Annotated in this window: 28 protein-coding genes; 17 read left to right on the top strand and 11 right to left on the bottom strand. The window is 36.7% G+C overall.

All coding sequences use genetic code 11. The features are described from left to right. Window positions 1-124: 124 nt before the first annotated feature. Both ACM40_RS18880 and ACM40_RS18875 read right to left on the bottom strand, forming a co-directional pair. Window positions 125-1171, bottom strand: a complete 1047-nt coding sequence (locus ACM40_RS18880) for an HlyD family secretion protein (RefSeq protein WP_048504329.1) — start codon at window positions 1169-1171, stop codon at window positions 125-127. A 5-nt stretch (window positions 1172-1176) separates the two neighbouring features. Then, window positions 1177-2514: a TolC family protein gene (locus tag ACM40_RS18875; RefSeq protein ID WP_228376219.1), complete on the bottom strand. Its 1338-nt coding sequence runs from the start codon at window positions 2512-2514 to the stop codon at window positions 1177-1179. 133 nt (window positions 2515-2647) lie between these two features. Between ACM40_RS18875 and ACM40_RS18870 the strand changes: the two genes are divergently transcribed. After that, window positions 2648-3454, top strand: a complete 807-nt coding sequence (locus tag ACM40_RS18870) for a helix-turn-helix domain-containing protein (RefSeq protein ID WP_048504328.1) — start codon at window positions 2648-2650, stop codon at window positions 3452-3454. A 245-nt stretch (window positions 3455-3699) separates the two neighbouring features. On the opposite strand, the gene rplI is transcribed toward ACM40_RS18870, so the two are convergent. From rplI to ACM40_RS18830, 8 genes are all read right to left on the bottom strand, one after another. Continuing rightward, the gene (gene rplI / locus ACM40_RS18865) at window positions 3700-4206 is read right to left on the bottom strand and encodes a 50S ribosomal protein L9 (protein ID WP_048504327.1); all 507 of its coding nucleotides are present in this window, start codon (window positions 4204-4206) and stop codon (window positions 3700-3702) included. A 156-nt stretch (window positions 4207-4362) separates the two neighbouring features. Further along, window positions 4363-4665, bottom strand: coding sequence for a 30S ribosomal protein S18 (gene rpsR / locus ACM40_RS18860; protein ID WP_034706728.1), 303 nt, complete (start codon window positions 4663-4665; stop codon window positions 4363-4365). A 31-nt stretch (window positions 4666-4696) separates the two neighbouring features. Continuing rightward, window positions 4697-5038 (bottom strand): 30S ribosomal protein S6, encoded by a 342-nt coding sequence (gene rpsF / locus ACM40_RS18855; RefSeq protein ID WP_034706729.1) that lies wholly within the window; start codon window positions 5036-5038, stop codon window positions 4697-4699. Between the two features lie 207 nt (window positions 5039-5245). After that, window positions 5246-6598: a chloride channel protein gene (locus ACM40_RS18850; protein ID WP_048504326.1), complete on the bottom strand. Its 1353-nt coding sequence runs from the start codon at window positions 6596-6598 to the stop codon at window positions 5246-5248. Window positions 6599-6636: 38 nt separating this feature from the next. Then, the gene (locus tag ACM40_RS18845) at window positions 6637-7263 is read right to left on the bottom strand and encodes a hypothetical protein (protein ID WP_048504325.1); all 627 of its coding nucleotides are present in this window, start codon (window positions 7261-7263) and stop codon (window positions 6637-6639) included. A 366-nt stretch (window positions 7264-7629) separates the two neighbouring features. Then, window positions 7630-7980, bottom strand: a complete 351-nt coding sequence (locus tag ACM40_RS18840; protein WP_048504324.1) for a hypothetical protein — start codon at window positions 7978-7980, stop codon at window positions 7630-7632. 372 nt (window positions 7981-8352) lie between these two features. Next, a complete protein-coding gene (locus ACM40_RS18835) occupies window positions 8353-9666 on the bottom strand; it encodes a dihydrolipoamide acetyltransferase family protein (RefSeq protein WP_048504323.1) in 1314 nt (437 codons plus the stop codon). A 63-nt stretch (window positions 9667-9729) separates the two neighbouring features. Then, window positions 9730-10557, bottom strand: a complete 828-nt coding sequence (locus ACM40_RS18830; RefSeq protein ID WP_048504322.1) for an S-adenosyl-l-methionine hydroxide adenosyltransferase family protein — start codon at window positions 10555-10557, stop codon at window positions 9730-9732. Between the two features lie 137 nt (window positions 10558-10694). On the opposite strand from ACM40_RS18830, the gene ACM40_RS18825 reads away from it, so the two are divergent. The 6 genes from ACM40_RS18825 to ACM40_RS18800 all read left to right on the top strand — a co-directional run bounded on the left by ACM40_RS18825 (window position 10695) and on the right by ACM40_RS18800 (window position 15619). Further along, window positions 10695-11651, top strand: a complete 957-nt coding sequence (locus tag ACM40_RS18825; RefSeq protein ID WP_048504321.1) for a PhoH family protein — start codon at window positions 10695-10697, stop codon at window positions 11649-11651. A 114-nt stretch (window positions 11652-11765) separates the two neighbouring features. Next, window positions 11766-12422, top strand: coding sequence for a porin family protein (locus tag ACM40_RS18820; RefSeq protein WP_048504320.1), 657 nt, complete (start codon window positions 11766-11768; stop codon window positions 12420-12422). Window positions 12423-12560: 138 nt separating this feature from the next. Next, window positions 12561-13058 (top strand): hypothetical protein, encoded by a 498-nt coding sequence (locus ACM40_RS18815; protein ID WP_048504319.1) that lies wholly within the window; start codon window positions 12561-12563, stop codon window positions 13056-13058. Window positions 13059-13199: 141 nt separating this feature from the next. Beyond that, window positions 13200-13874, top strand: coding sequence for a hypothetical protein (locus ACM40_RS18810; protein ID WP_048504318.1), 675 nt, complete (start codon window positions 13200-13202; stop codon window positions 13872-13874). A gap of 351 nt (window positions 13875-14225) precedes the next feature. After that, a complete protein-coding gene (locus tag ACM40_RS18805; protein WP_048504317.1) occupies window positions 14226-14882 on the top strand; it encodes an outer membrane beta-barrel protein in 657 nt (218 codons plus the stop codon). Between the two features lie 83 nt (window positions 14883-14965). Next, window positions 14966-15619: a porin family protein gene (locus ACM40_RS18800; protein WP_048504316.1), complete on the top strand. Its 654-nt coding sequence runs from the start codon at window positions 14966-14968 to the stop codon at window positions 15617-15619. Window positions 15620-15679: 60 nt separating this feature from the next. Here the strand turns inward: ACM40_RS18800 and ffh are convergent, their stop codons facing one another. Next, window positions 15680-17041: a signal recognition particle protein gene (gene ffh, locus ACM40_RS18795; RefSeq protein WP_048504315.1), complete on the bottom strand. Its 1362-nt coding sequence runs from the start codon at window positions 17039-17041 to the stop codon at window positions 15680-15682. Window positions 17042-17661: 620 nt separating this feature from the next. On the opposite strand from ffh, the gene atpB reads away from it, so the two are divergent. From atpB to ACM40_RS18740, 10 genes are all read left to right on the top strand, one after another. Next, a complete protein-coding gene (atpB, locus tag ACM40_RS18785) occupies window positions 17662-18762 on the top strand; it encodes a F0F1 ATP synthase subunit A (protein WP_048504313.1) in 1101 nt (366 codons plus the stop codon). Window positions 18763-18819: 57 nt separating this feature from the next. Next, entirely contained in the window at window positions 18820-19011 is a 192-nt protein-coding gene (gene atpE / locus ACM40_RS18780; protein WP_040994829.1) for an ATP synthase F0 subunit C, read from the top strand. A gap of 89 nt (window positions 19012-19100) precedes the next feature. Continuing rightward, on the top strand, window positions 19101-19598 hold the full coding sequence (locus ACM40_RS18775; RefSeq protein ID WP_034725377.1) for a F0F1 ATP synthase subunit B: 498 nt from the start codon (window positions 19101-19103) through the stop codon (window positions 19596-19598). Between the two features lie 2 nt (window positions 19599-19600). Next, window positions 19601-20140 (top strand): ATP synthase F1 subunit delta, encoded by a 540-nt coding sequence (atpH, locus tag ACM40_RS18770; RefSeq protein WP_048504312.1) that lies wholly within the window; start codon window positions 19601-19603, stop codon window positions 20138-20140. A gap of 18 nt (window positions 20141-20158) precedes the next feature. Continuing rightward, window positions 20159-21736, top strand: coding sequence for a F0F1 ATP synthase subunit alpha (gene atpA, locus ACM40_RS18765; RefSeq protein WP_048504311.1), 1578 nt, complete (start codon window positions 20159-20161; stop codon window positions 21734-21736). A gap of 73 nt (window positions 21737-21809) precedes the next feature. Further along, window positions 21810-22676 carry an ATP synthase F1 subunit gamma gene (gene atpG, locus ACM40_RS18760; protein ID WP_048504310.1) on the top strand — a complete coding sequence of 289 codons (867 nt, stop codon included), beginning with the start codon at window positions 21810-21812 and terminating at the stop codon, window positions 22674-22676. A 104-nt stretch (window positions 22677-22780) separates the two neighbouring features. Further along, window positions 22781-24139, top strand: a complete 1359-nt coding sequence (locus tag ACM40_RS18755) for a hemolysin family protein (protein WP_048504309.1) — start codon at window positions 22781-22783, stop codon at window positions 24137-24139. 10 nt (window positions 24140-24149) lie between these two features. Next, window positions 24150-24455, top strand: coding sequence for an ATP-dependent Clp protease adaptor ClpS (locus tag ACM40_RS18750; RefSeq protein ID WP_048504308.1), 306 nt, complete (start codon window positions 24150-24152; stop codon window positions 24453-24455). Between the two features lie 197 nt (window positions 24456-24652). Then, window positions 24653-25267, top strand: coding sequence for a uridine kinase (gene udk, locus ACM40_RS18745; protein WP_040994842.1), 615 nt, complete (start codon window positions 24653-24655; stop codon window positions 25265-25267). Between the two features lies 1 nt (window position 25268). Beyond that, window positions 25269-25625 carry an FtsB family cell division protein gene (locus ACM40_RS18740; protein WP_048504307.1) on the top strand — a complete coding sequence of 119 codons (357 nt, stop codon included), beginning with the start codon at window positions 25269-25271 and terminating at the stop codon, window positions 25623-25625. The last annotated feature ends 123 nt before the right edge of the window (window positions 25626-25748 follow it).

The raw sequence follows: 25748 nt of genomic DNA, 5'->3' as shown, positions 1-25748 counted from the left end.
AGAGCTAGGAACCAAGAACTAAGAACTAAGAGAAAGAGTCGAGAGACAAGGGTGCAAGTTTTTCCATAAACATCATTTATCGCTATCATCCTCAAACCCTCAAACTCTCAAAACCCTCTTACTTTCAAATTTTTTTTGCGCTTACCAGAACATTCATCCCGGATAGCAGTTTTTCATTGTTCTGATTATTGTCCAGGATGATTTTTACCGGAAACCTCTGCTCGATTTTGACAAAGTTTCCTGTAGCATTATCAGGCTTAACCAAAGAAAACTGTGAGCCCGATGCCGGCGATACCGAAACTACTTTTCCTTTGAATTCAATATCCGGATAAGCATCTGCAGTGACGGTTACTTCCTGCCGGGTATCAATCTGCCCGAGTTGGGTTTCTTTGTAATTGGCAATGATCCATTTTTCTTTGCTTACGATCTGTACCAGTGCCTGGCCTTCTTTAATCAGCTGTCCTTCCTGAATGGTTTTTTTACCGACCCAGCCGTCGTACGGGGCTGTAATGACTGTATAGGAAAGAAAAAGTCTGGCATTGTTCAGGTTGGCGGAGCTTTGCTGAATCTGACTTTTGACTGGAGCTACTTTAGTCTGCTGTTCGCTGGCACCCGCTCTTACTGCATTTTTTTGTTGTTCCAGTGCTAAAAGATTGGCTTTTGCCTGCTCATAAGAAGCTTTTACATTTTCAAATTGCTGTTCGGTAGCAGCATCTTCTGCAACCAGGTTTTTATATCGGTTAAAATCCTGTTCTGTTCTCCAGATATCAATTTTTGCGGAAGCTATTTTGGCATCAATAATTTTAGAATCGCTTTCTTTTGTGTTGACGCCGCTTTCAATGGTTGTGATATTTTCAGCGTTGGCATGGAGGCCGGCTTCAGCCATTTTTACCTGATTGATAAATTCCCTGTTGTCGATCACAATCAATGTGTCACCTTTGTGTACGAACTGATTTTCTTCAAAACGAATGGTTTTAATAAATCCTGAAACTTTACTTGAAACCGGGGTAATATACTGCTCAATCTGGGCGTCGTTTGTAGTCACATTTTTCCTTGAGAAAATATAAAAGCTTACCATTCCTGTAATTCCGCTGATGATCAGGATCCAGGCCAGCAAGGTAATTGTTTTGTTGATTCTTTTTTCCTTTTGTGTCAGTTGTTTCTTTGCCATAGTTTTTATAAGTTTCCAATCGTGTACTGGAGTTGATAGTATTTTAGTTGTCGGTTAATTTTTACGGAGATAAGGTTGGATTCAGCCTCCAGATACGCATTATCTGCATCGATAAGCTCTGTGATCAGGCTTAATTTATTCGCATATTTTGTTTTTACAATACGGTAGTTTTCTTTGGCCTGGTAGATGGCTTCTTCAGCAATCTTTACTTTCTGATCCGTTTCTTCAAACTTTTTGTATGCTTCATAAACGCTGTGCCTTATTTTTTCGTTGTTTTCCTCGATCTGTAATTTGGCCAGATCAATATTCTCCCGGGCTTCCTGCATCCTGTACTTGTTTTTATACAGGTTTTCGATGGGGTAGGTAAGATTTACACCCAGCATTCCGAGACGGTAGGCATAAGGTTCAGGAGGAAAGAACATCATGTTGGGGTATTTGATAAAATATTCTCCGCCCGCTGTAATTTTAGGTAAATAATTAGCTTTTATAATTTTCTGATCCAATTCTTTCAGGGAAAGATTTTTATGGGACATTTCTACAGATTCATTTTTGTTTAAAGCTGTTTCCGTTAATTCTTCAATATAAGGAATCGTGGTTTTGTCGGAAATAAGGTTTTCTGTATCCACGTGCATTTCCAGGTTTTCCGGAAGAGAAAGAATGGTTTTAAGCTGATGTTCTGCAATCTGGATATCATTATCCAGTTCTGTCCAGCTCATCGTATGGTTGGAAAGCTGTAAAGACGTTCTCAAAACTTCATTTACCGTCACAACTCCATTGGCTTTTAAGCTTTTTACCTGTTTGATATTGATGGAATCCTCTTTCATTTTATCATTGATAAGGCTTTGCTGCTCTTTTAAATGATGAATCTGAAGGAAGGCCGTAATGATCTCCATTTTAAGCTGTCTTTCATCCAAATGGGTTCTTAATGCTGAGATCTCAGTGTCTATAGATGCTTTTTTTTCTGTGTTCCTTATTTTTCCACCCATATAGACCGGAATTGATGCTGAAAGCGTAAAATCATACATCCCGTTGATGACATCATATTTGGTGGCTTTATTGAAAAAACCGTTTTGATGCTGAAAAAGATTCGTCACCTGGTTATAACTGGTGTGAAATTCTATATCCGGAAGTTTTTCCATGGCAAGGTCTTTTTCCCTGGTGGCGGACATTTCCTTTTTCAGATGGCTTATCTGTATATTTTTGTTGTTTTTCAAACCAGTCTCAATAGCCTGCTGAAGGCTGAGATGCTGATAATCGATCATTTGTGAATGTAAAAAACTGCCGGCCAGCAGCAGGCACAACGTCATGCACTGATACCGGCATGCGTTAAATATCATATTCATAATTTAGTTAAAGGATTTTTGCTAGATTGATTTTGATGCAGCAAAGTTACGGAGTCCCGTATAAGACCCGATTTGTGAAAACAGAAAAAGATTTGCTCATTTACGCCAATTCAGAATTTCTTTATATCTTTATATGATGAACGACAGCCATTTTAAAGCAGTAGAAGAAGAGGATGCGGAATTTTATATTTACAATGTTCTTACAGGGAATGTAACTACGGATATCCATCGTCACAGTTCTGCCCAATTGGTTTATGCAGAGGGCGGAATAGTCCATGTTTTTACAGATCTCAAACACTGGTATCTTCCTGCAAGATGCTTTATGTGGATTCCTGCAGGAACGCCGCATTATATTTTTTCAACAAGCCCCAAAGTGGATCTTTACAATTTCTATTTTAAAAAAGAAGATAACGAAAATGGCTTTTTTGATGAAATTAATATTTATTCGGTCAGCCATTTATTGAGAGAAATGATTTTATATACGAAAGGCTGGGATGGGAAAATCACAAAAAATGATGGAGCAAAATATTATTTCCTCAAAGCTCTGAAAGGTATTCTTCCTGAAAAGAGAGATAAAAAACTGGCTTTTCCGGTTCAACATCCATTTCCCAAAGATGAAACCCTGTTAAAGATCGCAAAATACATTCATGCCAATCTGGAAAAGCCCCTTACGATTGAATCTACAGCAAAAGAATTCGGAATGAGCACCAGAACCCTTTCCCGGAAGTTTAAAGAGACTCTGGGGATGAATTACGTCCGTTTTCTCCGCGCCTTGAGGATTACCCGTTCTCTTGAGCTTATGCTGGAAGGAAAGTACAATATGTACGAAATAGCCATGATGGTGGGATACAATAGCCTGTCATCATTCAGTAATATCTTTAAGAAAGTTATTGGAGTGCCGCCTACGGAGTATCAGCAGAGATTGAAAGGTGATAGATAAGCTATGTTGGAGAGTAGGAGAGCTTTTGGGTTCGTGATTCGGGCTTCGAGTTACGTGATATACTGCAAGCCAATGACTTCTTAATTATAAGAATTTATGTCGACCCGAATTCCCCTTCACTGAAGGGGTGGATTTTTGCACCGCAAAAAGACGAGGTAGTTAAAAAATACTCGCAAACCCTATAAATTAAGCACAAAAAAACCACTTCAAACGAAGTGGTTTTGTATTTCGAGAAATTCAGCTTATTAAGCTTCTTCTTCAGATTTTACTTCCTCTTTTTTAGCAGCTGGAGCAGCTACTACAGGAGCGTCAGATACGATGTCGAATTCATAGTTGTACTCAACATTTCTGTGAAGTCTGATAAGAGCTGTGAATTTACCAGTTCTCTTGATTGTATTACCAGGAATTTTGATGTATTTTTTCTCTACAGAAACACCAGCTTTTCCTAAAGCTTCAGCAAGATCAGCATTGTTGATAGATCCGAATAATTTATCACCTGAACCTACTTTTGCAGGGATAGTAATAGATGTTTTCTTCAACTGCTCAACTACACCGTTAGCTGTAGCGATTAATTTAGCTTCTTCTTCTTTTCTAGCTTCTAAAGTAGCTTCTAAAGCTGCTTTATTTTTAGGAGTAGCTAAAAGTGCAAATCCTTGAGGGATTAGGAAGTTTCTTGCATAACCAGGCTTTACGCTTACTGTATCAAACTCAAGTCCTAAGTTTTCTACGTCTTTTTTTAGGATGATATCCATTGTTGTTGTCCTTTTTTTAGATGTTAGAAGTTAGATATTAGAAGTTAGACTTAAAGCCTTTATTCTGACATCTGAAATCTAAAATCAAGTTAGAATTAATTATTTATTCAGCAACAAAAGAAGAGGTTGCCCTCTTCTTTTATTTATTTTTTTGTCTTATTTCAATAAGTCAGCTACGTAAGGTAGTAAAGAAAGGTGTCTTGCTCTTTTGATAGCAGCAGAAACTTTTCTTTGGTATTTTAAAGAAGTTCCAGTGTATCTTCTTGGTAAGATTTTACCTTGCTCGTTTACGAACTGTAATAAGAAATCAGCATCTTTGTAATCAACGTGCTTAATTCCGTATTTTTTGAATCTACAATATTTCTTTTCAGATTTAGTATTGATATCAAGCGGAGTAAGGAATTTTACTTCAGATTCTCCTCCAGCTGAGGCTTGTTTAGCCATTTCGTCTATTGCCATGTCTTGTCTTTTTTAAAAATAGGGTTAATAATTAAGCTCTAGCTGCTTTGATTTTAGTTCTTCTAGTTACAGCATACTCAACAGCGTGCTTGTCAAGTTTTGTAGTCAGGTAACGGATTACTCTTTCGTCACGTTTGAATGCCAATTCTAAATCAGCAACTACAGTACCTTCACCTTTAAACTCGATTAAAGTGTAGAATCCGTTCTTTTTCAATTGGATCGGATAAGCTAGTTTTTTTAATCCCCAGTTTTCTTTGGCAACGATTTCACAGTTCTTTTCTTTTAAAAGATCTTCAAATTTTTTCACTGCTTCCTCTACCTGAGCATCAGATAGAACGGGAGTTAAAATGAAAACAGTTTCGTAATTGTTCATAATGTTAAATGAATTTGTTAATTATTTCGAGGTGCAAAATTAGAGAATATATTTATAATATGCAATACTGATAGTAAAATTGTTTCGGGGTGCGGGTTCCGAGATTCTAATTTAAAGTTCCGGGTTTTCGTTTCGAGTTAAAAGTTTTTGAACTTAAAGTATCATTCTGTGACTGAAACCCCGCATCCTGCATCCCGAACCACGGAACTAATCCTTACTTCTGATCTCCGTGAGGAAATTCACTTTAATCACATCATATAAGGAATGCCTGCTTACCAGAATAGAAGCGATGGAAGAGACCATACCGGCCAACATCAAATGAAAAATAAGGGAATGCCTGTCGGTCATTTCAAGTACAATAATAGCGGATGTAAACGGAGCCCTGGTGATTCCGGTAAGGAAGGCGACCATTCCTCCAAGGATGACAACGTTCGTTTCGTTAGGGCTTAAATGAATGGCTCCTGAGATCACAGAACCTATACTGGCTCCCGCAGTAAGGGCCGGGGCGAAGATTCCACCTGCACCACCTGATGTAAAAGAAAGAGCAGGGCCAAGCATCCTTAAAATAGGGACATACCAGTCTTCATGTTTGTCTTTGGTAAAAAGAACACGCTCCATGATTTCTTTTCCTGAGCCCAGAATTTCACGGTTGATAAAATAGGCAATAGAAGCAATGAACAGGGCACAAAGAACGAGGAAAAGGATATTGGCTCTATCAGTTTTGAGTTTTCTTTTTTTCCAGTCATTCATTTTAAGCATCATTACGGAAAGCTGGCTGGCCAGAATTCCGGCCGTTCCCGCTACAAGAATAATGGGGAACATCACCATCAGAGAAACATCATTTGTTTTCGGATACCCCAAATATAAATAAGATCCTGCTAAAGTCTGCGCGGTTAATCCTGCAATAATCACAGCAGTGAATAAAGCTGTTTTAAAATAATTGATATGGGTTTTGGAAAGTTCTTCCACAGCAAATACAATTCCTCCCAAAGGCGTATTGAATGCTGCCGCAAGCCCTGCCGCTGCGCCTGTCATAATCATATTTTTCTTAGAGATCTTCGGCCACCAGTGGGGCAGATATTCATTCACTTTCCTGAAAACCGATCCGGCGATCTGGATGGTTGGTCCTTCTCTTCCCACAGCTCCGCCGCCGATTACCAGAACTACGGATGAAATGATTTTGAAAACAATAATCTTTAAACTAAGAAGGCTTCTGATTTTGGTGTGTTCCTTTGGATTGGCCAGTTCTACCGCTGCCATCACTTGCGGAATGCCGCTACCTTTGGCATTCGGGGCAAATTCCTTTACCAGCCACCAGGAAAGGACAAAACCTATCGGAGCAATGATGAAAATCATCCAGGCGTTCCAGTTCATAATGAAATTCAACAGGTGTTCTCCCCATGCGAATATTTTGGCATACATCACGGCAAAAAATCCTGTGATCACAGAACCTATCCAGAAAGGAATAGCCTGTAGCAGATTGTTTTTCAGCTGTTCGTTGCGGATGTTATCGAAAGACTTTTTAAGGCCTTTTCGGATGAGGAAGAGAATTTTCAGCATTTGTTTGTTTTGTATAAGTGCGTAATTAAAAGGTAGAATTAGATTTCTTTTAAAAAAGCAGCTGTTATTAAAGCATTGTTTATAGAAAGCTCTTTGGGCAGTCCAAAACTTAACAGGTTATTTTTAACGGTCAGCTGGAACTCGTCATCAGGGAATTCTTTGATTGTTTTTTTTCTATCAGGGGTTAAAAATGACATTGTTTTATATTGGTCACTTCCCAAAACATAAAAATCTTTAAAGTCCGAGTCATTATTAAAATTAATGTTAAAGCTGCTGAAAATTCCTGCTATTTTATCAGCGAGTTTCTTTTTATTGAGAGTGATAAAACTGAAATCTTCATTCAATTTTTTGATTCCCCAAATCTGTAGGCTGTCGTACTCACTGGTCGTACGTGCTCCTTTTGCTGTTGTTCCTTTTTTACTTACTATAAAAAGATAAAAAGAAAAATTTCTGTATCTGTCTGTAATAAAGTAACAGATTTTTGGAGTAATCAAGGGGATTTCATCATTGGTTTTAAAATCATTATAAGGAGAATCTTCTATATTCATCACCGAAAGATCATAATTTTCAAATAGATTCTCATAAATTTCCAGAATTAATTCTTCTTCTTTTTTAGAAAAGTCAAATAGTTTGGCAGCATGTAGTTTTCTGAAATCTATTTCCATTAATGAAGCTTTGAATGTCTTAAAGATAAAATTATTACTCAAATTTTCAAATAAAAAAAATCCCAACTTTCGCGGGATTGACTTTATTGAACGATTTGATTTTAAATCTTATTTAATTCTTTGTTGTTAAGTTCTGTATTTTATTAATCATATTTGAAGCGTTAGTATTTTCAGGATTTAATTCTAAAGATTTTTTATAATTTTCCAGGGCCAAAGTGTAATTTTTAATTGAAAAATAACCTTCACCCAAACTATCAAAAGCATTTGCCGATTGAGGTTTTTCTTTAACATTTAATGCAAAAACTTTTACAGCTTCGTTAACCCTTGAGTTTCTCCCTTTTGAGGAAGCTTTTATATTGATAATGATTAAAACTGTGGGTTGAACACTGTAACATATCCGATACAATAAAGAACCAGCATAACAGCAGTAAATATCAGATTGGTATTCCTGAGAGTATATTTGTTGTTGATATGCAGGATGAATGTTTCAATAAGAATACCAACAAGCCATACCGCATGAAATGCAAACATAAATATCAGGTAACCTAAAACATCCCAACCATTGGAATTAAGTATGATTACAATAAAACCAATGGTGCCGGCTATTAATATTCCAAGACGGATAAGAATATGCTTTTGAATATCCTGCTTCTCTTCTGAAACTAATATTTTTTCATCTTCTTTGATTTCGAAAAGTTCTTTTAATTCTTTATCCATTATTGTTGTTTTTGATAAAGCTTAATAAAGAAGGGTAAGAGGCCGACATAACCTAATATACTCAATACACTGCAAAAACGGTATATGTATATGATATTGTCAGTATTGAAAAATCCTATGATAATTTCGATAAAATAGGTTGCAATGATGACACATAATGAAATGATTGCAATTAAAGTTACTCTTTTCATATTTTGAGATGGTTGTGATGTTTATTTAAGATTATTTTGTTTCATGATTTGACTCAAATGTACAGATAAAGTTTTAATAGAAAAAAACCTTCGAAAAGATCGAAGGTTTTGTATGGTAAGATGTTTTGATAAGTTCCACATGATTTTTTTAAAAAATGGGTCACTTATCCGGCATTATCTGTTAAATTTCTGTATTCAGATCCCAGTTCTGAAGATAATCATGAACATGTTTCAGCATCATTCCGCCTAACGATCCGTCTACTACTCTGTGGTCATAAGAGTGAGACATGAACATCAGCTGACGGATCGCAATAACATCCCCGTCTTTGGTTTCAAGAACAGCAGGCTTCTTAACGATAGCACCGATAGCTAAAATAGCCACCTGAGGCTGAGGAATAATAGGCGTACCCATCAGGTTTCCAAAACTTCCTACGTTGGAAATAGTATAAGTAGCTCCCTGAGTATCTTCAGGTCTTAATTTCTTGTTTCTTGCTCTGTAAGCCAGATCATTGATTGCTTTTGCCAAACCTGAAAGCGATAGCTGGTCAGCATTTTTAATAACAGGAACGATAAGGTTTCCATCCGGTAAAGCAGTCGCCATACCGATATTGATATTTTTCTTTTTGATGATATTCTCTCCGCTGATGGAAACATTGATCATTGGGAAATCCTGGATAGCTTTCACTACAGCTTTCACGAAAATCGGCATGAAAGTCAGTTTTTCACCCTCACGTTTCTCAAAAATATCTTTATGCTTATTTCTCCATTTTACGACATTGGTAACGTCTGTTTCAATGAAAGAGGTAACATGCGGAGCAATCTGTTTTGCTTTTACCATGTTTTCAGCAATGATTTTTCTCATTCTGTCCATTGGAATGATCTCATCACCTGCTGCTACAGGAACCGTGGAAACCGGTGCTGAAGCCACAGCCTGTGGTGCTGCCGGAGCTGCAGTTTGTACAGGGGCTGCCTGCTGAGCCGGCTGATTTCCTCTGTTGGAAACATAGCCTAATATATCTTCTTTTGTAATTCTTCCTTCTAAACCGCTTCCTTTAATTGTTTTAAGCTCAGATTCGGAAATGTTTTCCTGCTGTGCAATTGATTTTACAAGTGGAGACAGGTAAAGGTCACCTGAAAATTCCACATTGGAAGCAGTTGCCTGTAGCGGCTGTTCGATAGTTTTTAAAGTTTCCGGATCAGGAGTGGCTGCCGGAGCTTCTGTTATTACTTCTGAAGCTGTATTTCCGCCTTCTCCCTCAATTTCTAAAATAGCAATGGCTTCACCAACTTTAGCAACTTCGTCCTTCTGTTTCAGGATTTTTACAATTTTCCCCGAAACTGGTGTCGGAACGTCTGAATCTACCTTATCTGTTGCAATTTCAACTACGGAATCATCCTCTTTTACATTATCACCTTCATTGAATAACCAAGTGATAATTGTCGCTTCCATAACACCTTCTCCCATGGAAGGAAGCAATAATTTGTATTCTGCCATTTTTAATTTTTAGATTTTGACAAATATATAAAAAAAATCGGTTTTTTTATGGAATATATAATCTTAGACAAATTCAACGTAGATATTCTCGCCTACATTGAGTCCAAACAGGCTTTTTGCCCCGTTTTTTTTACTTCCTTTATAGATGGTAAGCTCCAAAAGCTGACTGTCATTGAAGATTGCTGCCGACTGCCCGTGAAATTCCGTTTCCCTCTCCCAGTCTGAAACTACTTCCGTATGGCTGGAATATACTCTCGAAAGAGTTAAATTTCTGAATTTTATGGTAAAACCTTCATTTCCTTTACCACTGCTTTCGAAAAAGTCTTTGCTGATATTTGAGATTATATTTCCGAAATTATCAATATAGGTGACTTCACCAATGATCATTTTTTCAGATTCATTGAAAACCGGTTTAGGGAACAGGAGCTGTTTGGAGGTATCTATTTTCCTCCCGATCACTTCAGGAAGTCCGCCATTGGCCAGATGCACTGCTGCAGGTACAAAAACATCAGTAGACGTGAAGTTGATCACATCATCGAAGCGGTTGTTTAAGGTAATTTCGTAGATGGCTTCCGGCTTGATATCAAAAAAGATAAGACTTAAAAGACCGTTGTCAGCTGCTAAAAAATAAGAGCCATCTGCCTTGTACAGAATATTTTTTCTTGATCTGTTGTAAAAACTGTCTACAGAAAGGATATGAATGGTCCCTTTTGGAAAATATTTATAGGCATTCCGTACTATATATGAGGTCTGTATGAGGTTGAAAGCCTGGATATCATGGCTAATATCAATAATATTAACCTTAGGATTTAGAGACAGGATTTTGCCTTTCACAGCGGCAACTCTGTAATCTAAATTTCCGAAATCCGAAGTAAGGGTAATAATCGACATGGATTGTGATAGAATAAATAGTGTTTCCTGCAAAGTTATTTAAAATATAAAGAAAGCCCCAAAAGATTGTAGAAAAGAATTGATATAAATTTGAAAAAAAGCTTTAATTTTAAAATCTAATAAAAATAAAATACTGCATGTTTGAATTAACATATGATTTGGAGGACATCGATGTAAAGACCTTCTATGGCGTTAATAACCAATATTTCAACTTATTAAAATCAAGCTTTCCTACGCTTAAGATCACTGGAAGAGACCATTTTGTCTTTGCAATGGGCAATCAGGAAGCTTTGGATATATTAAAACAAAAACTGGATAACCTTGTAAAATTTATCTCTGAGAATAATTCGATCGCTTTAAAAGACGTTGAAAATGTGCTGAATATTAAGGATGAGCATGAAAAACAACTGATTTTTGATCAGGATATCATTGTAAAAGGTGTTAATGGCAAGATCATCAAAGCGAAAACAACCAACCTTAAAAAACTGGTTAAAGAGACCGAGAAAAAGGATATGGTTTTTGCAATCGGGCCTGCGGGAACCGGGAAAACCTATACCAGTGTGGCATTGGCAGCAAGAGCTTTGAGAGATAAGCAGGTAAAAAGAATTATCCTGACCAGACCCGCTGTAGAAGCAGGGGAGAGTCTTGGGTTCCTGCCGGGAGACCTGAAAGAAAAGCTGGATCCTTATTTGCAACCACTATATGACGCATTAAGGGATATGATTCCTCACGAGAAGCTGGAAGGGTTTATGGAGAAAAAAGTAATTGAAGTAGCTCCCTTAGCTTTTATGAGAGGGCGTACACTGGATGATGCCTTTGTAATTCTGGATGAAGCTCAGAACACAACCCATGCCCAAATGAAAATGTTCCTGACAAGGATGGGGATGAATGCCAAATTTATCATCACCGGAGACCCAACCCAAATTGATTTGCCCCCAAAACAGCAATCCGGATTGAAGGAAGCGATGAGAATTCTCAGAGACGTTAAAGAAATTGGTTTTGTACATCTTACAGAAGAAGATGTGGTGAGGCATCCTGTGGTGAAAAAGATTATTCTTGCCTACAACGAAGAAGATAAAAGGCTGAAAGATTAAATTTAGATTACCAACTTGTTCTAATTAATTTTGCATTTATGATAATATTTTTAGCCACTATTTGGTGTTTTAAAAAAAAAGCTTAGTTTTGCCATCGAATACTAAAAAATAATCATGAGAAAATTTTTACTTATTGCAGTTGCGGCTGTAGTTAGCGCTAATCTAAGTGCTCAAGAAACAAGATTTGGAGCTAAAGCTGGTTACTCACTTTCAACTTTAAAATTTAAAGACAACGGGGATTCTGAAAATACAGATCCTTCACACACTTTCTATGTTGGTGCTTTGGTAGAGCATAAACTAAGTGATAAGTTTGCTCTTCAGGGGGAAGTTTTATACTCGCCACTGGGAGGTAAAATCACTGAAAAAGTAGAAGAGGAAGGTACATTCTTTAACATTAAGAACAAGACCACTTTCGGGACTATTTTGATTCCTGTTTCTGCTAAATACTTTATTACTGAAGGTTTGTCAGTTTCTGCCGGAGCGAGTTTCGGACTTATCATTTCTGCAAAGACAAAAACTGTAGCAGATCTTGGTTTGGGAATGATTCCTGGATTCGAAATTTCTGCAGATGATGAGAGAGACATTAAAGACCAGGTTAATACTCTGAATATTGCTCCTTTCTTAGGTGCTGAGTATGCATTGGAAAACGGTCTGTTTTTCGACGCCAGATACAACATGGGAGTTTCTAATTTAGCTAAGGATTCCGGAGATGGAAAACTGACTAACAGCTTCTTTCAGGTAGGTGTTGGTTTCAAATTCGGAGGAAACTAATTTTTCAGAACTTGTAAAAAATAAGAAGCGGGCCAAATTTGGCCCGCTTCTTTTCTTTCAATAAACCTCTGCTGTTAATTTTATGTTAATAATAAAAATAATTAGTAATTTTGTGGCATCAATCAAACTATTTAAAAAATGAAAAAGTTATTTTTACTAGGTGCTTTTGCGCTGCTGGGCGGTGCTGCACAGGCGCAGGAAGGTTTTAAACTGGGCGGTCATATCGGTATTCCGGTAGGAGATGCCAGCGATGCCTCTTCATTTACATTAGGAGTAGATGCCGCTTATATGTGGAATATTACAAAAGGACTTGACCTTGGGGTGGCAACAGGATATTCTCATTTCTTTGGAAAAGACCATTTTGATGATTTCGGATTTATTCCTGTAGCGGTTTCCGGAAAATATAAGTTTTCAGGAGCACCTATTTTTGTAGGATTAGACCTTGGATACGGAATTTCTGTAAAAGATGGGGTAGACGGTGGTTTCTATGCACAGCCTAAGTTTGGTTACCAGATGGCAAAAGGTGAACTTTATTTAGGTTACCAGACAATCAGCAATAAACGTGACTACGGTTGGTATAGAGCAAACTGGAATGTAGGTGCTATTAATCTTGGATACAATTTCTTCATTAAATAAGAAAAAGTAAAAAATAATTCAGAACTCCGGCTTTTAAGCCGGAGTTTTTTAGTTTATTTTGTGATAAAAGTCATGCTTTTCTTTTTCTTTATCCCAATTTAGGGATATATTTTTGCTGATCATTAACTTAAAAATTGAACCATGAAAAAAATTAAAGCTGCACTGGCTGTATCCATTCTTTTGACTTCATTATCTTGCCAGTCTGATCAGATGAATGAAGAAATAACTTCTTCAGAGAATAAGGATGTAAAAGTTTCATACAAAGTAGATGGAAAAGCCTCTACATTAACTTATACTAATAATGAAATTGTAAAGGATGCACAATTTTACAGTTTGAAAGATTATCTTGAAAATACGACTACTTACGATTATTTGCAATTTGCAGGAAGCAAAGAAGTTCAGCTAAGTACCAAACTTGCAGCACAGAATCCTACTTCTAAAGGTGTGATATCAAGAGTTTGCAGCGGGTGGTACAAACTCTATGATAAAGACGGGAATTTATTACTGGAAAGACATCTTTCAGAAGGAACTGAATATATGGATGATATAGGTCTTATTAATAATGAAAATCTAGCACTTAAAAATACAGCATTTATACAGGCTTCTAACTGTATGCTTTATCTTACCGGAGCGAAATATGAAGGTTTTCCACGTTATAAATGGACATTTGATATTAATGTAAATCAGCTAATTGATTCACGTCAGAAAACAGGAATGTATTTTCTGGTGACAACACCGTTCCCTTCCGGACATTTTGTGACTGCAGGGGCTGTATTCGGGATAAAAGGAACATACAATTGTTATGTATCTGCATAATAAAGGAAAAAACTAACAAAAAGGATAATATTAATGCTGCTTTAAAGCAGTATTTTAATTTTATTTTAACAAGTAATGATTTATATATTAACATTTTAAATTGTTAGAAGCAAAAAAATGGATAGTATTAATAAATCTAACAAATTAAAAAAGTTAACTATATCACTCTTCAATTAGTAAATTATAATGTATTTATTCATAAAATTGTGAAAAAATCAAAACAGTACTATTATTATGTTTTATTCCTGTAAAAAGCCAATATTGATCAATGATATTAATCACATTAACAAATTTTAATATTAGCGGGACCCACTGTAAATTTGTCCTCAGAAAGTATTAAAATTTTTTAAAATGAAAAAATTATTATTAACGGGTGCTGTTGCACTTTTCGGTTTATCTAATGCACAGATTGCTAAAGGTACTGCATATTTATCAGGTTCTGTTGGGTATTCTCAAGTAGAAAGTGATAACGGGAACTACAAGAAAGAAAACTTCAACGTATTACCTACAGTTGGATATTTCGTAGGAACAAACCTTGCAGTTGGAGTTGGAGTTGGTTACCAAACTGAAAAAACAACTGAAACAACTACTACAACATTGCCAGGTGCTACAGTTGTAAGCGAGGATATCACTAAGAAGCCTGCTTTTGTTGTTGCTCCTTTCGTAAGAAAATATTGGACTTTATCTGACAAGTTATATATTTTCGGACAATTGGCAGTGCCAATGCAGTTCGGAAAAACTGAAACAGAGAGTAATTCAGTAGTTACTACAGGAAGCACTACATCTACAACTTCAGTTTCTACTGAAGCTAAATATACTCAGGTTGGTGTTACTGTGAAGCCAGGTTTGGATTATTTCCTAAACAAAAACTGGTCTATCGAAGCTACAATTGGAGAGTTCGGTTACAGCAACTATAAGCCAAAAGATGGTGATGCAACTAACAACTATAACTTCGGTTTAAATTTATCTTCCGTAACTTTCGGAGTTAAATATGTATTTGCTAAGTAATTAACAAAGCATTTGTAAACATAGAAGCCCTAATTATTTTAGGGCTTTTTTTATCTTTGAAAACATTTTTTAAATAAATAACCATGAAAAAAATCTTATTGGCATCAGCTCTTGCTTTTTGTGCAGGAATGAATGCGCAGACAAAATTCGGTGTAAAAGCTGGCTATGCCTTATCAAAACTGAACTCAAATGACGATCTTGACGCGTTTGAAGGCGTAAGTGGAGGTCTGAAATCTAAATCAGGCTTCTATGTTGGCGCTTTGGTAGAGCATCAATTCAACAATAAATTTGCTGTACAGGGAGAAGTTCAGTATGCAAATCTGGGTGGAAAGGTTGAAGTTTCAACAATGGGAATTACCGTTACAGAAAAATTCAATTTCAACAGGATTGTGGTTCCTGTAACTGCAAGATATTATGCTACTCCTGAACTTGGAGTATATGCAGGTCCTTTTGTAAGCTTTAGAACAAATACGAAAGTAAATATTGATGTATCAGGAGGAATGGCCAATCAACAGGCTGTCAATGAAGGTGAACAATTCCTTGAAAAGAATTTTGATGATAACCTTAAGTCTGCTGAATTCGGTTTGGTTTTAGGCGCTGACTATAATGTATACAAAGGATTATTTGTAGATGCGCGTTACAGCTTCGGTCTTACCAATATGATCAAAGATCCTGTAAACGGCGAAAAACTGAAAATGAATTTCTTCCAGATCGGATTAGGATATAAATTCAAATAAAAAATAAAAAACTCTCAGAAATTTCTGAGAGTTTTTTTATCGTTTTTGTATTAGGTACTGTTATTTTCCCATCATTCCGCCCATGCCTGGCATATTTGGCATTTTGCTCATCATCTGCATCATCTGTTTGCCCTGAGGTCCCTGCATCATTTTCATCATTTTACCCATTTGCTCGAACTGCTTCATCAGCTGATTCACATCTTCGATCTTTCTTCCTGCTCCTTTTGCAATTCTCTGTTTTCTCTGGGTATTGATGATAGAAGGTCTTCTTCTTTCGTCAGGCGTCATAGAGTAGATGATAGCCTCAATATGCTTGAAAGCATCGTCACTGATCTCAACGTCTTTGATTGCCTTTCCAACCCCCGGAATCATTCCCATAAGGTCTTTCATATTACCCATCTTTTTGATCTGGTTGATCTGTTTCAGGAAATCGTCAAAACCGAATTCGTTTTTAGCGATTTTTTTGTGTAGTTTTTTAGCTTCTTCTTCGTCAAACTGCTCCTGAGCTCTTTCCACTAGGGAAACAACGTCTCCCATTCCTAAAATCCTGTCTGCCATCCTTTCTGGATAGAAAAGATCCAAAGCTTCCATTTTCTCACCGGTAGAAATAAATTTGATCGGTTTTTCAACTACAGAACGGATGGTTAAAGCAGCGCCCCCTCTTGTATCACCATCTAATTTGGTAAGAACAACACCGTCAAAGTTTAATGCATCGTTGAATGCTTTTGCAGTATTTACGGCATCCTGACCGGTCATGGAGTCTACTACAAATAAAGTTTCCTGAGGCTTGATGAAGTAATGTACGGACTTGATCTCGTTCATCATCTGCTCATCAATAGCAAGACGTCCTGCTGTATCCACGATCACTACATCATGACCATTTGCTTTTGCGAAGTTAATCGCATTTTCAGCAATGGTAGAAGGATTGGTTGAACCTTCCTCTGTAAATACCGGAACTCCAATCTGGCCCCCCAATACTTTAAGCTGATCAATCGCTGCAGGACGGTAAACGTCACAGGCAACCAATAAAGGTTTTTTGGTTCTTTTTGTTTTTAAATAATTGGCAAGTTTTCCGGAGAAAGTCGTCTTACCCGAACCCTGAAGACCGGCAATAAGAATTACGGTAGGTTTTCCCGAAAGATTGATTCCTTCCTGAGAACCTCCCATGAGATCTACCAATTCGTCATGAACGATTTTCGTCATCAGCTGTCCCGGAGTAAGAGAAGTAAGAACGTTCTGTCCTAAAGCTTTATCCTGAACTCTTTTCGTAAGATCTTTTGCAACTTTATAGTTAACGTCAGCATCTACCAGCGCTCTACGGATTTCCTTTACGGTTTCCGCTACGTTGATCTCTGTGATTTTTCCGCGTCCGGAAATATTATGTAGAGCCTTGTCTAATTTATCCTGTAAACTATTAAACATATGTATTGTAAATTATAGGTTTGCAAAAATAAGGAATTTTTAGGCATATCCAAAGTCTTAGGATGCGTAATATTATATATATGCAAAAAATGATAAAAATCAAATCGTACGAAAATACGATAGAAAAAGTCTATTTTTGTGATCAGTTAAAATAAACCTTATAATTACGGAGGTTGAAAATAGTTTATAATGAAATTGAATCCAAATATTCTTGTCACGGTATTATTCTTTCTAACCTTCCTGATCCATTTTTCTCTTTGGAAATTTGTTTTTCACTTGGATGAGATTATTATTGTTAAATTTTATCTTTTTTTAAGTGTAATGTTTATGATGATGATTACTCTTGTTAATATAATTAATAGAACTGTACCACAGTTTTTAGGGCTGTCTGTCATTGGTCTTATCTTATTAAAATTCGGTTTAATGTATCTAATTCGTAAAAAATTAAACTTTGAAGTGATTCCGGGCTATAAATTTCACTTTATATTGCCATATTTCGTCCTGACAACACTGCTTACGTACTATGCGATTAAGCTAATTAATCATGACAAAAAACAGTAAAATTATTTATTGAAAATAGAAAAAATATTATATTTTTGCACAACGAAAAAAACCTATCAATGTTTAAGAAATTCGCAGTTTTATTCTACAGTATTTTTGTATTAAACCTAGTGTCTGCACAGCATGGTGAGGCCACTGCCGGGACAGCTCCTGCTCAAGAGCTTTCTGAGAAAGACAAAGCAACTAAAGAAAACAAGGAGTTCATCACTCATCACTTGTTGGATGCTCACGATTTTACATTGATGGTGGATAAAGATGGTCACCACATTGGTTTTCCTCTTCCTGTTATTTTTTATGATAACGGTTTTCATGCCTTCATGAGCAATAGTAAAGAAGGTTTCATGCATGGTGAAACAACTGAAGTAGATGGTTCTTATTATAAATTGCACCACGAAAAAATTTACAAGACTGATGCAGCAGGAACTTTAACTTTAGATAAAGACGGTCATCCTACCAATGAAAAACCTTTAGATCTTTCCATTACTAAAAGTGTACTGATCATTTTCCTGGTTTCACTTTTAATGTTTGTGTTATTTACAGGAATGGCAAGATCATACAAGAAATCCGTTGTTCCTACAGGAGCTGCAAGATTTTTAGAGCCCTTGATTATTTTTGTGAGAGACGAAATTGCTATTCCAAACATCGGGCACAAGTATAAAAGGTTCATGGGTTATTTATTAACTGTATTTTTCTTTATCTTACTTTTAAACGTTTTAGGTTTGATGCCTTTCGGAATCAATGTTACAGGTAATATTACCATGACATTCTTCCTTGCCATCCTTACTTATTTAATTACTACGTTCTCGGCTAATAAAGATTATTGGAAACATATTTTTTGGATGCCAGGTGTTCCTGTTCCAATGAAATTCATCATGTTGCCAATTGAATTATTAGGAACTTTAACTAAGCCTTTTGCATTGATGATTCGTCTTTTTGCCAACATGACGGCAGGACACATCGTTGTAATGACGCTTATTGGATCAATTTATATCTTCAAGAACTGGATTGCCGGAGTTGCATTCCCATTCTTAACTTTAGTTATCTATATCCTCGAGGTATTGGTAGCATTCCTTCAGGCTTATATCTTTACAATGCTTTCTGCACTGTTCATCGGAATGGCTGTAGAAGAGCATGAGCACGAACATCATGCTGCTCATTAATAAAGAACAAGTTTGAAGCTTAAAATATTAAAAACAATTTTTTAAATTATATTTATTATGGAAATCCCTAGAATTATTGGTGGCGGTCTTATCGTACTTGGTGTAGGTATCGGTCTTGGTAAAATCGGAGCTGCTGCTCTTGAAGCTATCGCTAGACAGCCTGAGCAATCTGGAAAAATCCAAACTGCTATGCTTATTGCAGCTGCACTAGTAGAAGGTGTTGCATTTGCTGCGTTATTCGCATCATAAGCCAAACAAAAAAACATTGTTGCAGCGGTTGGCTGCAGCAATGTTAATTTAAAAAAGAAAAAAGTAATAATTATTTATACATTTATATAATGGAATTAATTCACCAGTTTTCATCAGGATTATTTATTATCCAGTCTGTTATTTTTCTAGCATTATTATTTTTGTTAGGTAAATTTGCCTGGAAACCTATTTTAAAATCGATCAACGACAGAGAAACTTCTATTGTTGATGCTCTTAATCAGGCTAAATTGGCCAGAAAAGAGATGGAGACTTTAAAAGAGGATAACGAAAGAATTATTCGTGAAGCTAAGATCGAAAGAGATGCTATCCTTAAAGAAGCCAGAGAAATTAAAGATAGAATCGTAGGTGAGGCTAAAGATGCTGCTAAAAACGAAGGAGACAAGATGATTGAAGCGGCTAAGCAGACTATCCAGACTGAGAAAAATGCTGCTATGGCAGACATCAAAACTCAAATCGGTGCTTTATCTGTAAACATTGCTGAATCTATCCTTAAGCAGAAGTTGGATAACAACGAAGCTCAAAACGAATTAGTTCAAAATTATTTAAACAAATCTAACCTTAACTAAGAATGCTTACATCTAAAGTAGCTAAAAGATACGCACAGGGACTGCTTGATTTCACCAATGAAACAGGCCAGACCGCTGCTGTATTTTCTGAAATGAAAGATGTAAAGAAGATCATGTCTCAATCTGCAGATTTGAATAAATTCTTCCTTACACCTTACATTGATGCAAAAAAGAAAATAGAGGTAGCAGACCAGATCTTTAAAGATTTTTCAGTTTCTTCACAAAACCTGATCAGATTAGTGATCAAGCACGGACGTGAAAGCCAACTGAAAAATATTGCTCAGGAGTTTATCAATAAAGTAGAGGATATCAACGGTGTACAGAGAATAACTCTTACTACGGCGACTCAGCTTTCTAAAGATAACCTTGATCAGATTCTAAGATCTACCAATCTGGTAAAATCAGATTCAAACTTTGATCTGAGTTTAAATGTAAAGCCTGATATTTTAGGAGGCTATATTCTAAGAGTAGGTGATCAGCAGATCGATGCATCTGTAAAGACAAAACTTAATCAGGTTAAAAAAGACTTTCAATTAAATTAAAGAAAAAACAACCATACAATGGCAGAAATAAATCCGGCAGAAGTATCTGCGATCTTAAAACAGCAATTGGCCAACTTCGATACTCAATCCAACGTTGAGGAAGTAGGTACAGTTTTAACCATCGGTGATGGTATTGCTCGTGTATACGGGTTAGAAAACGTACAATACGGAGAGTTGGTGAAATTTTCTAGTGATGTAGAAGGTATTGTACTTAACCTTGAAGAAGACAACGTAGGTGTTGCTCTACTTGGTGAAAGTAAATTAGTAAAAGAAGGAGATACAGTAAGAAGAACAAACAGAATCTCTTCTATCAAAGTAGGAGAAGGAATGTTAGGAAGAGTAGTGGATACTCTTGGTAACCCTATCGATGGTAAAGGTCCTATTACTGGGGATTTATACGAAATGCCATTGGAAAGAAAAGCTCCTGGAGTTATCTTCAGACAGCCGGTAACTGAACCTTTACAGACAGGTATCGTTGCTATCGACTCTATGATCCCTGTAGGAAGAGGTCAGAGAGAGCTTATCATTGGTGACAGACAGACAGGTAAAACTACTGTTGCAATCGATACGATCATCAACCAGAAAGAATTCTTTGATGCAGGTAAACCTGTATATTGTATATATGTTGCAATCGGTCAGAAAGCTTCTACCGTAGCACAAATCGTTAAAACCCTTTCTGATAAAGGTGCTTTAGCATACACTGTAATCGTTGCGGCTAATGCTTCAGATCCAGTTCCAATGCAGGTATATTCTGCAATGGCGGGTGCATCTATCGGTGAGTTCTTCAGAGACACTGGTAGACCGGCATTGATCGTTTATGATGATTTATCCAAGCAAGCTGTAGCGTATCGTGAGCTTTCTCTTCTATTGAGAAGACCACCGGGCCGTGAAGCTTATCCTGGAGACGTTTTCTATCTTCACTCAAGACTATTGGAAAGAGCTGCAAAAGTTATCGCTGATGACAAAATTGCTAGCCAAATGAACGATTTACCTGAGTCTTTAAGACCAATCGTAAAAGGTGGCGGTTCATTAACTGCTCTTCCGATTATCGAAACTCAGGCTGGTGACGTTTCTGCGTATATTCCAACTAACGTAATCTCTATTACAGACGGACAGATTTTCCTTGAATCAGATCTATTCAACTCAGGGGTTCGTCCTGCAATTAACGTAGGGATCTCTGTATCCAGAGTAGGAGGTAACGCTCAGATCAAATCAATGAAAAAAGTATCTGGTACTCTTAAATTAGACCAGGCTCAGTATAAAGAATTGGAAGCGTTCGCTAAGTTCGGTTCTGACCTTGATGCTTCTACTTTAGCGGTAATCTCTAAAGGAGAAAGAAACGTTGAGATCCTTAAGCAGCCGGTAAACTCTCCACTTCCGGTAGACAGTCAGGTGGCTATGATCTACGCAGGAACAGAGAACCTTTTAAGAAACGTTCCTATCAGAAAAGTAAAAGAATTTCAGGTAGAATATATCGAGTTCCTGAGATCTAAGCACCCTGATACAATGGCGGCTATTAAAGCTGGTAAAATCGATAACGATATTACCAACGTCCTTAAGCAGGCAGCTAACGATTTAGCTTCTAAATATAACTAAAATCTTCATTGTTTAAGGTTTGGAACCTCTTCTGAACCTTAAACTTTAGACCATACACTTTGAACCCAAATTAATGGCAAACTTAAAAGAAATACGAGGCAGAATTACGTCAATTTCATCTACGATGCAAATTACCCGTGCTATGAAAATGGTTTCCGCGGCCAAGCTTAAAAAAGCACAGGATGCAATCGTAATGCTTAGACCTTATTCTGAAAAACTGCAGGAAATTATCCAGAATGTAAATTCTAGCTCTGATCCTGATCAGGTTTCTGTTTATGCTCAAAAAAGAGAAGTGAAAAGAATTCTTTTCATCGCTGTTACTTCAAACAGAGGTCTTGCAGGAGCTTTCAACTCATCTATTGTAAAAGAGCTTAACAACCAGTTTAGAGATAAGTCTCAATACGAAGTTGAAGTTCTTACCATCGGTAAAAAAGCTTTTGATGCGGTAAGAAGAACCCGTGCAGTATATTCCAACGAAAGTGCTGTTTTTGACAATTTAAACTTTGATACAGTAGCTCATGTTACTGAAGGAGTAATGACCAGCTTTAGAGAAGGCAAATTTGATGAAGTTTATCTGATCTACAACAAATTTGTTAATGCTGCTACCCAGGAAGTAACTGCTGAACAGCTTCTTCCGATTTCCATGGCTGAAAAAGCTGAAGAAACTCAGGTAGAAACAGATTATATCTTTGAGCCTAACAGAAACGAAATCCTGGACAATTTGATTCCTAAAGCAATCAAAACTCAGGTTTTCAAAGCAGTTTTAGATTCTGTTGCATCAGAGCACGGAGCGAGAATGACTGCCATGCACAAAGCTACAGATAACGCCCAGGCTTTAAAGAACGATCTTGTGATCTTCTACAACAAAGCAAGACAGGCTGCTATTACAAACGAAATCCTTGAGATCGTTTCAGGAGCGGAAGCTTTGAAAAATTCGTAAAAGAATTATTTTAACATATTATTAAAGCATCGATATTGTCGATGCTTTTTTTGTTATTTATATTTTATCTATCTTTGTAAACTAAAATATTATACAATTTCTAAATGGACTCGGACATAGTCAGGCTTTTGCTAGCCTTATTTCTTGTTTTACTCAATGGCTTTTTCGTAGCCGCAGAATTTTCAATTGTTAAAGTTCGTTACTCACAAATCCAGTTAAAAGCCGCCGAAGGTAACTCTATGGCGAAACAGGCAGAGCATATTATCAAGCATCTTGATGAATATCTTTCTGCTACACAGCTTGGTATTACATTGGCATCCCTTGCGTTGGGGTGGGTAGGTGAAAGCGCTCTGCATCATGTGGTAGAGAGCATCTTCCATTCTTTGAATGTGGATTTAACCCAAACAACAATTACCACGATTTCAGTGGTGACCAGTTTTGTACTGATTACGGTGATGCATATTGTATTCGGGGAACTTATCCCAAAATCAATTGCCATTAGAAAATCTGAGTCAACGACAATGGCTACAGCAGTGCCGTTAAGAGTTTTTTATACGATCTTCAAACCTTTTATCTGGTTGATGAACCTGATGTCCAATACTTTTTTAAGATTGGTAAAAATACATCCGGCTTCAGAACAGGAAATTCACTCTACAGAAGAGCTTCAGCTTTTGGTAAAACAAAGTGCGGACAGTGGTGAAATTGAAGAAGAGAACTATGAAATTATCAAGAATGCATTTGATTTTACAGATCATTCCGCCAAGCAGATCATGGTTCCAAGACAGAATATCACGTCTATTGACTTTGAAGAAGATATCAATGAAATTATCAACAAGATCATGGATAGCGGTTATTCCCGTATTCCTGTATATCTAGATTCTATCGACAATATAATTGGAGTTCTTTATACAAAAGAGATCATCAGGGAATTTGTGAAAAGAAAAGGAGAGCTTAATCATGAAGATCTAAAAGAATTGATGCGTGATGCATTCTTTGTAGTCGGAAGCAAAAAGATCTCAGATCTCCTGAAGATTTTCCAGCAGAAAAAACAGCACCTTGCGATCGTTATTGATGAATTTGGAGGAACAGAAGGTATTATAACCCTGGAAGATATTCTGGAGGAGCTTGTAGGAGAAATTCAGGATGAAGAGGACGATGAGGACAAGTTGGTAGATAAAATGGGTGACAATATTTATTGGGTTCAGGCGACACAGCCGCTGGACGAGATTAATGAGCATTTGCCTAAAAAGCTGCCTCTTTCCGAAGAAAGTGAATACAATTCACTGGCAGGATTTATTCTGCATGCACTGGAAGATATTCCTGAAGAAAATGATGAATTTGACCTGGAAAACTATCACTTTAAAATTCTGAAAATGAATAATAAGAGTGTAGAGCTCGTGGAATTGGTATATGAAGGCCCGAATGTTCTTAATGACCTGGCCGATAAAATAGGAGAAGTTTAAAAAAATAGAAATGATTTCTTTTAACAATATAAAAGATTATGAAGATCCGAAACGCCAGTATGAAGAAGAAGTGCTGGTTTTGGATGATACCGATGAAGTATATAAGCTGGTGCTTCATAATGACGATATTCACACCTTTGATTATGTGATAGATTGCCTGGTCGAGATCTGTAAACATACGCTGGAGCAGGCCGAGCAATGTACCATATTGGTTCATTACAAGGGGAAATGCACGGTGAAAACAGGATCAATGGATCTTCTTAAGCCCATGCATGAAAAATTACTTTCAAGGGAATTAACAAGTGAAATAGTATAAACAGAACTCTGCCATCCAGCGGAGTTTTTTATTAGGATTAATGATTAAATTTATCAGTAAATAAAAACTTGGGAGTATTTTAAATCTGGTGGCGGTCACCAGATTTTTTTTGTTAAAACCAAATTCTGCAGGGATTGTTTTAGTTGCATTCATCTAAAATAGTATATTTGTACCAACTATAAAGAAACAAAAAAAGAATGCTTGTAATAGGAATTGCCGGAGGTACAGGATCCGGCAAAACTACAGTTGTTGACAAGATACTGCAACAGCTTGATATTGAAGGAATGAATATCCTTTCCCAGGATAATTATTATCACGACAACCCGAATCTGACACTGACAGAGAGAGAAGCGCTCAACTACGACCATCCCAAGTCAATAGATTTCGATTTAATGATAAAACATGTGAAAGCTTTAAAAAACAATGAATCTATAGAACAGCCCATTTACAGCTTTGTCACCCATTCCCGAACCGGCGACCATGTCACTGTAGAACCTAAAAATGTATTGGTGGTAGAAGGTATTCTGGTCCTTACCAATAAAGAATTGCTGAAAGAGTTCGACCTTAAGGTATTCGTTCATGCAGATTCCGATGAAAGACTGATCAGAAGAATCAGGAGAGATACCCAGGAAAGGGGAAGAGACCTGAACGAAGTCCTTCACAGGTACCAGACCACCCTGAAGCCAATGCATCAGGAATTCATAGAACCATCGAAGAATGAAGCCGATCTGATCATTCCGAACATGAGACAGAATTCTGTAGCGATTGATTTTTTAACTACTGTTATTAAAAATTCGTTGAGAAAACATTAAAATGAAAGAAAACAAACTTATTAAAGACATTCAGCCGAAATCTGAAACATTCAGAATGATCCAGAAATATGTTCTGAACAAATACACCATTACGATTTGTATGTTCCTCGTCTGGATGATTTTCTTTGATAAAACCTCTTTCCTTGTTATTAATGAACTGAACGGCGAGATCAGCCGATATGAAGACCAGCTGGAATACTATAAAAAAGAATATGAAAAAAATGATACTTTTTATAAAAAGCTGATGAATAATAAGTCGGAAAAAGAAAAATACGCCAGAGAAAATTATTTCATGAAAAAACCGGATGAAGAAATCTTTATTCTGGTGGTAGACAGCGCAAATGCTGCTAAGAAATAAAATATTTAAATTGAATAGTCAATTAGCTTCGCTGTGAAATATCAATTGTCAATAGTTAATTGTAAAAACTTCACCATTGACTGCGGAGCAAACTTCACTATTCACAAAAAATAACTAAAAATG

Origin of the sequence: Chryseobacterium sp. BLS98, from assembly GCF_001045445.1 — a bacterium.
Lineage (GTDB): Bacteria > Bacteroidota > Bacteroidia > Flavobacteriales > Weeksellaceae > Chryseobacterium.
The sequence above is the reverse complement of the archived record's forward strand: the minus strand, read 5'-3'. Positions and strand labels throughout refer to the sequence as shown.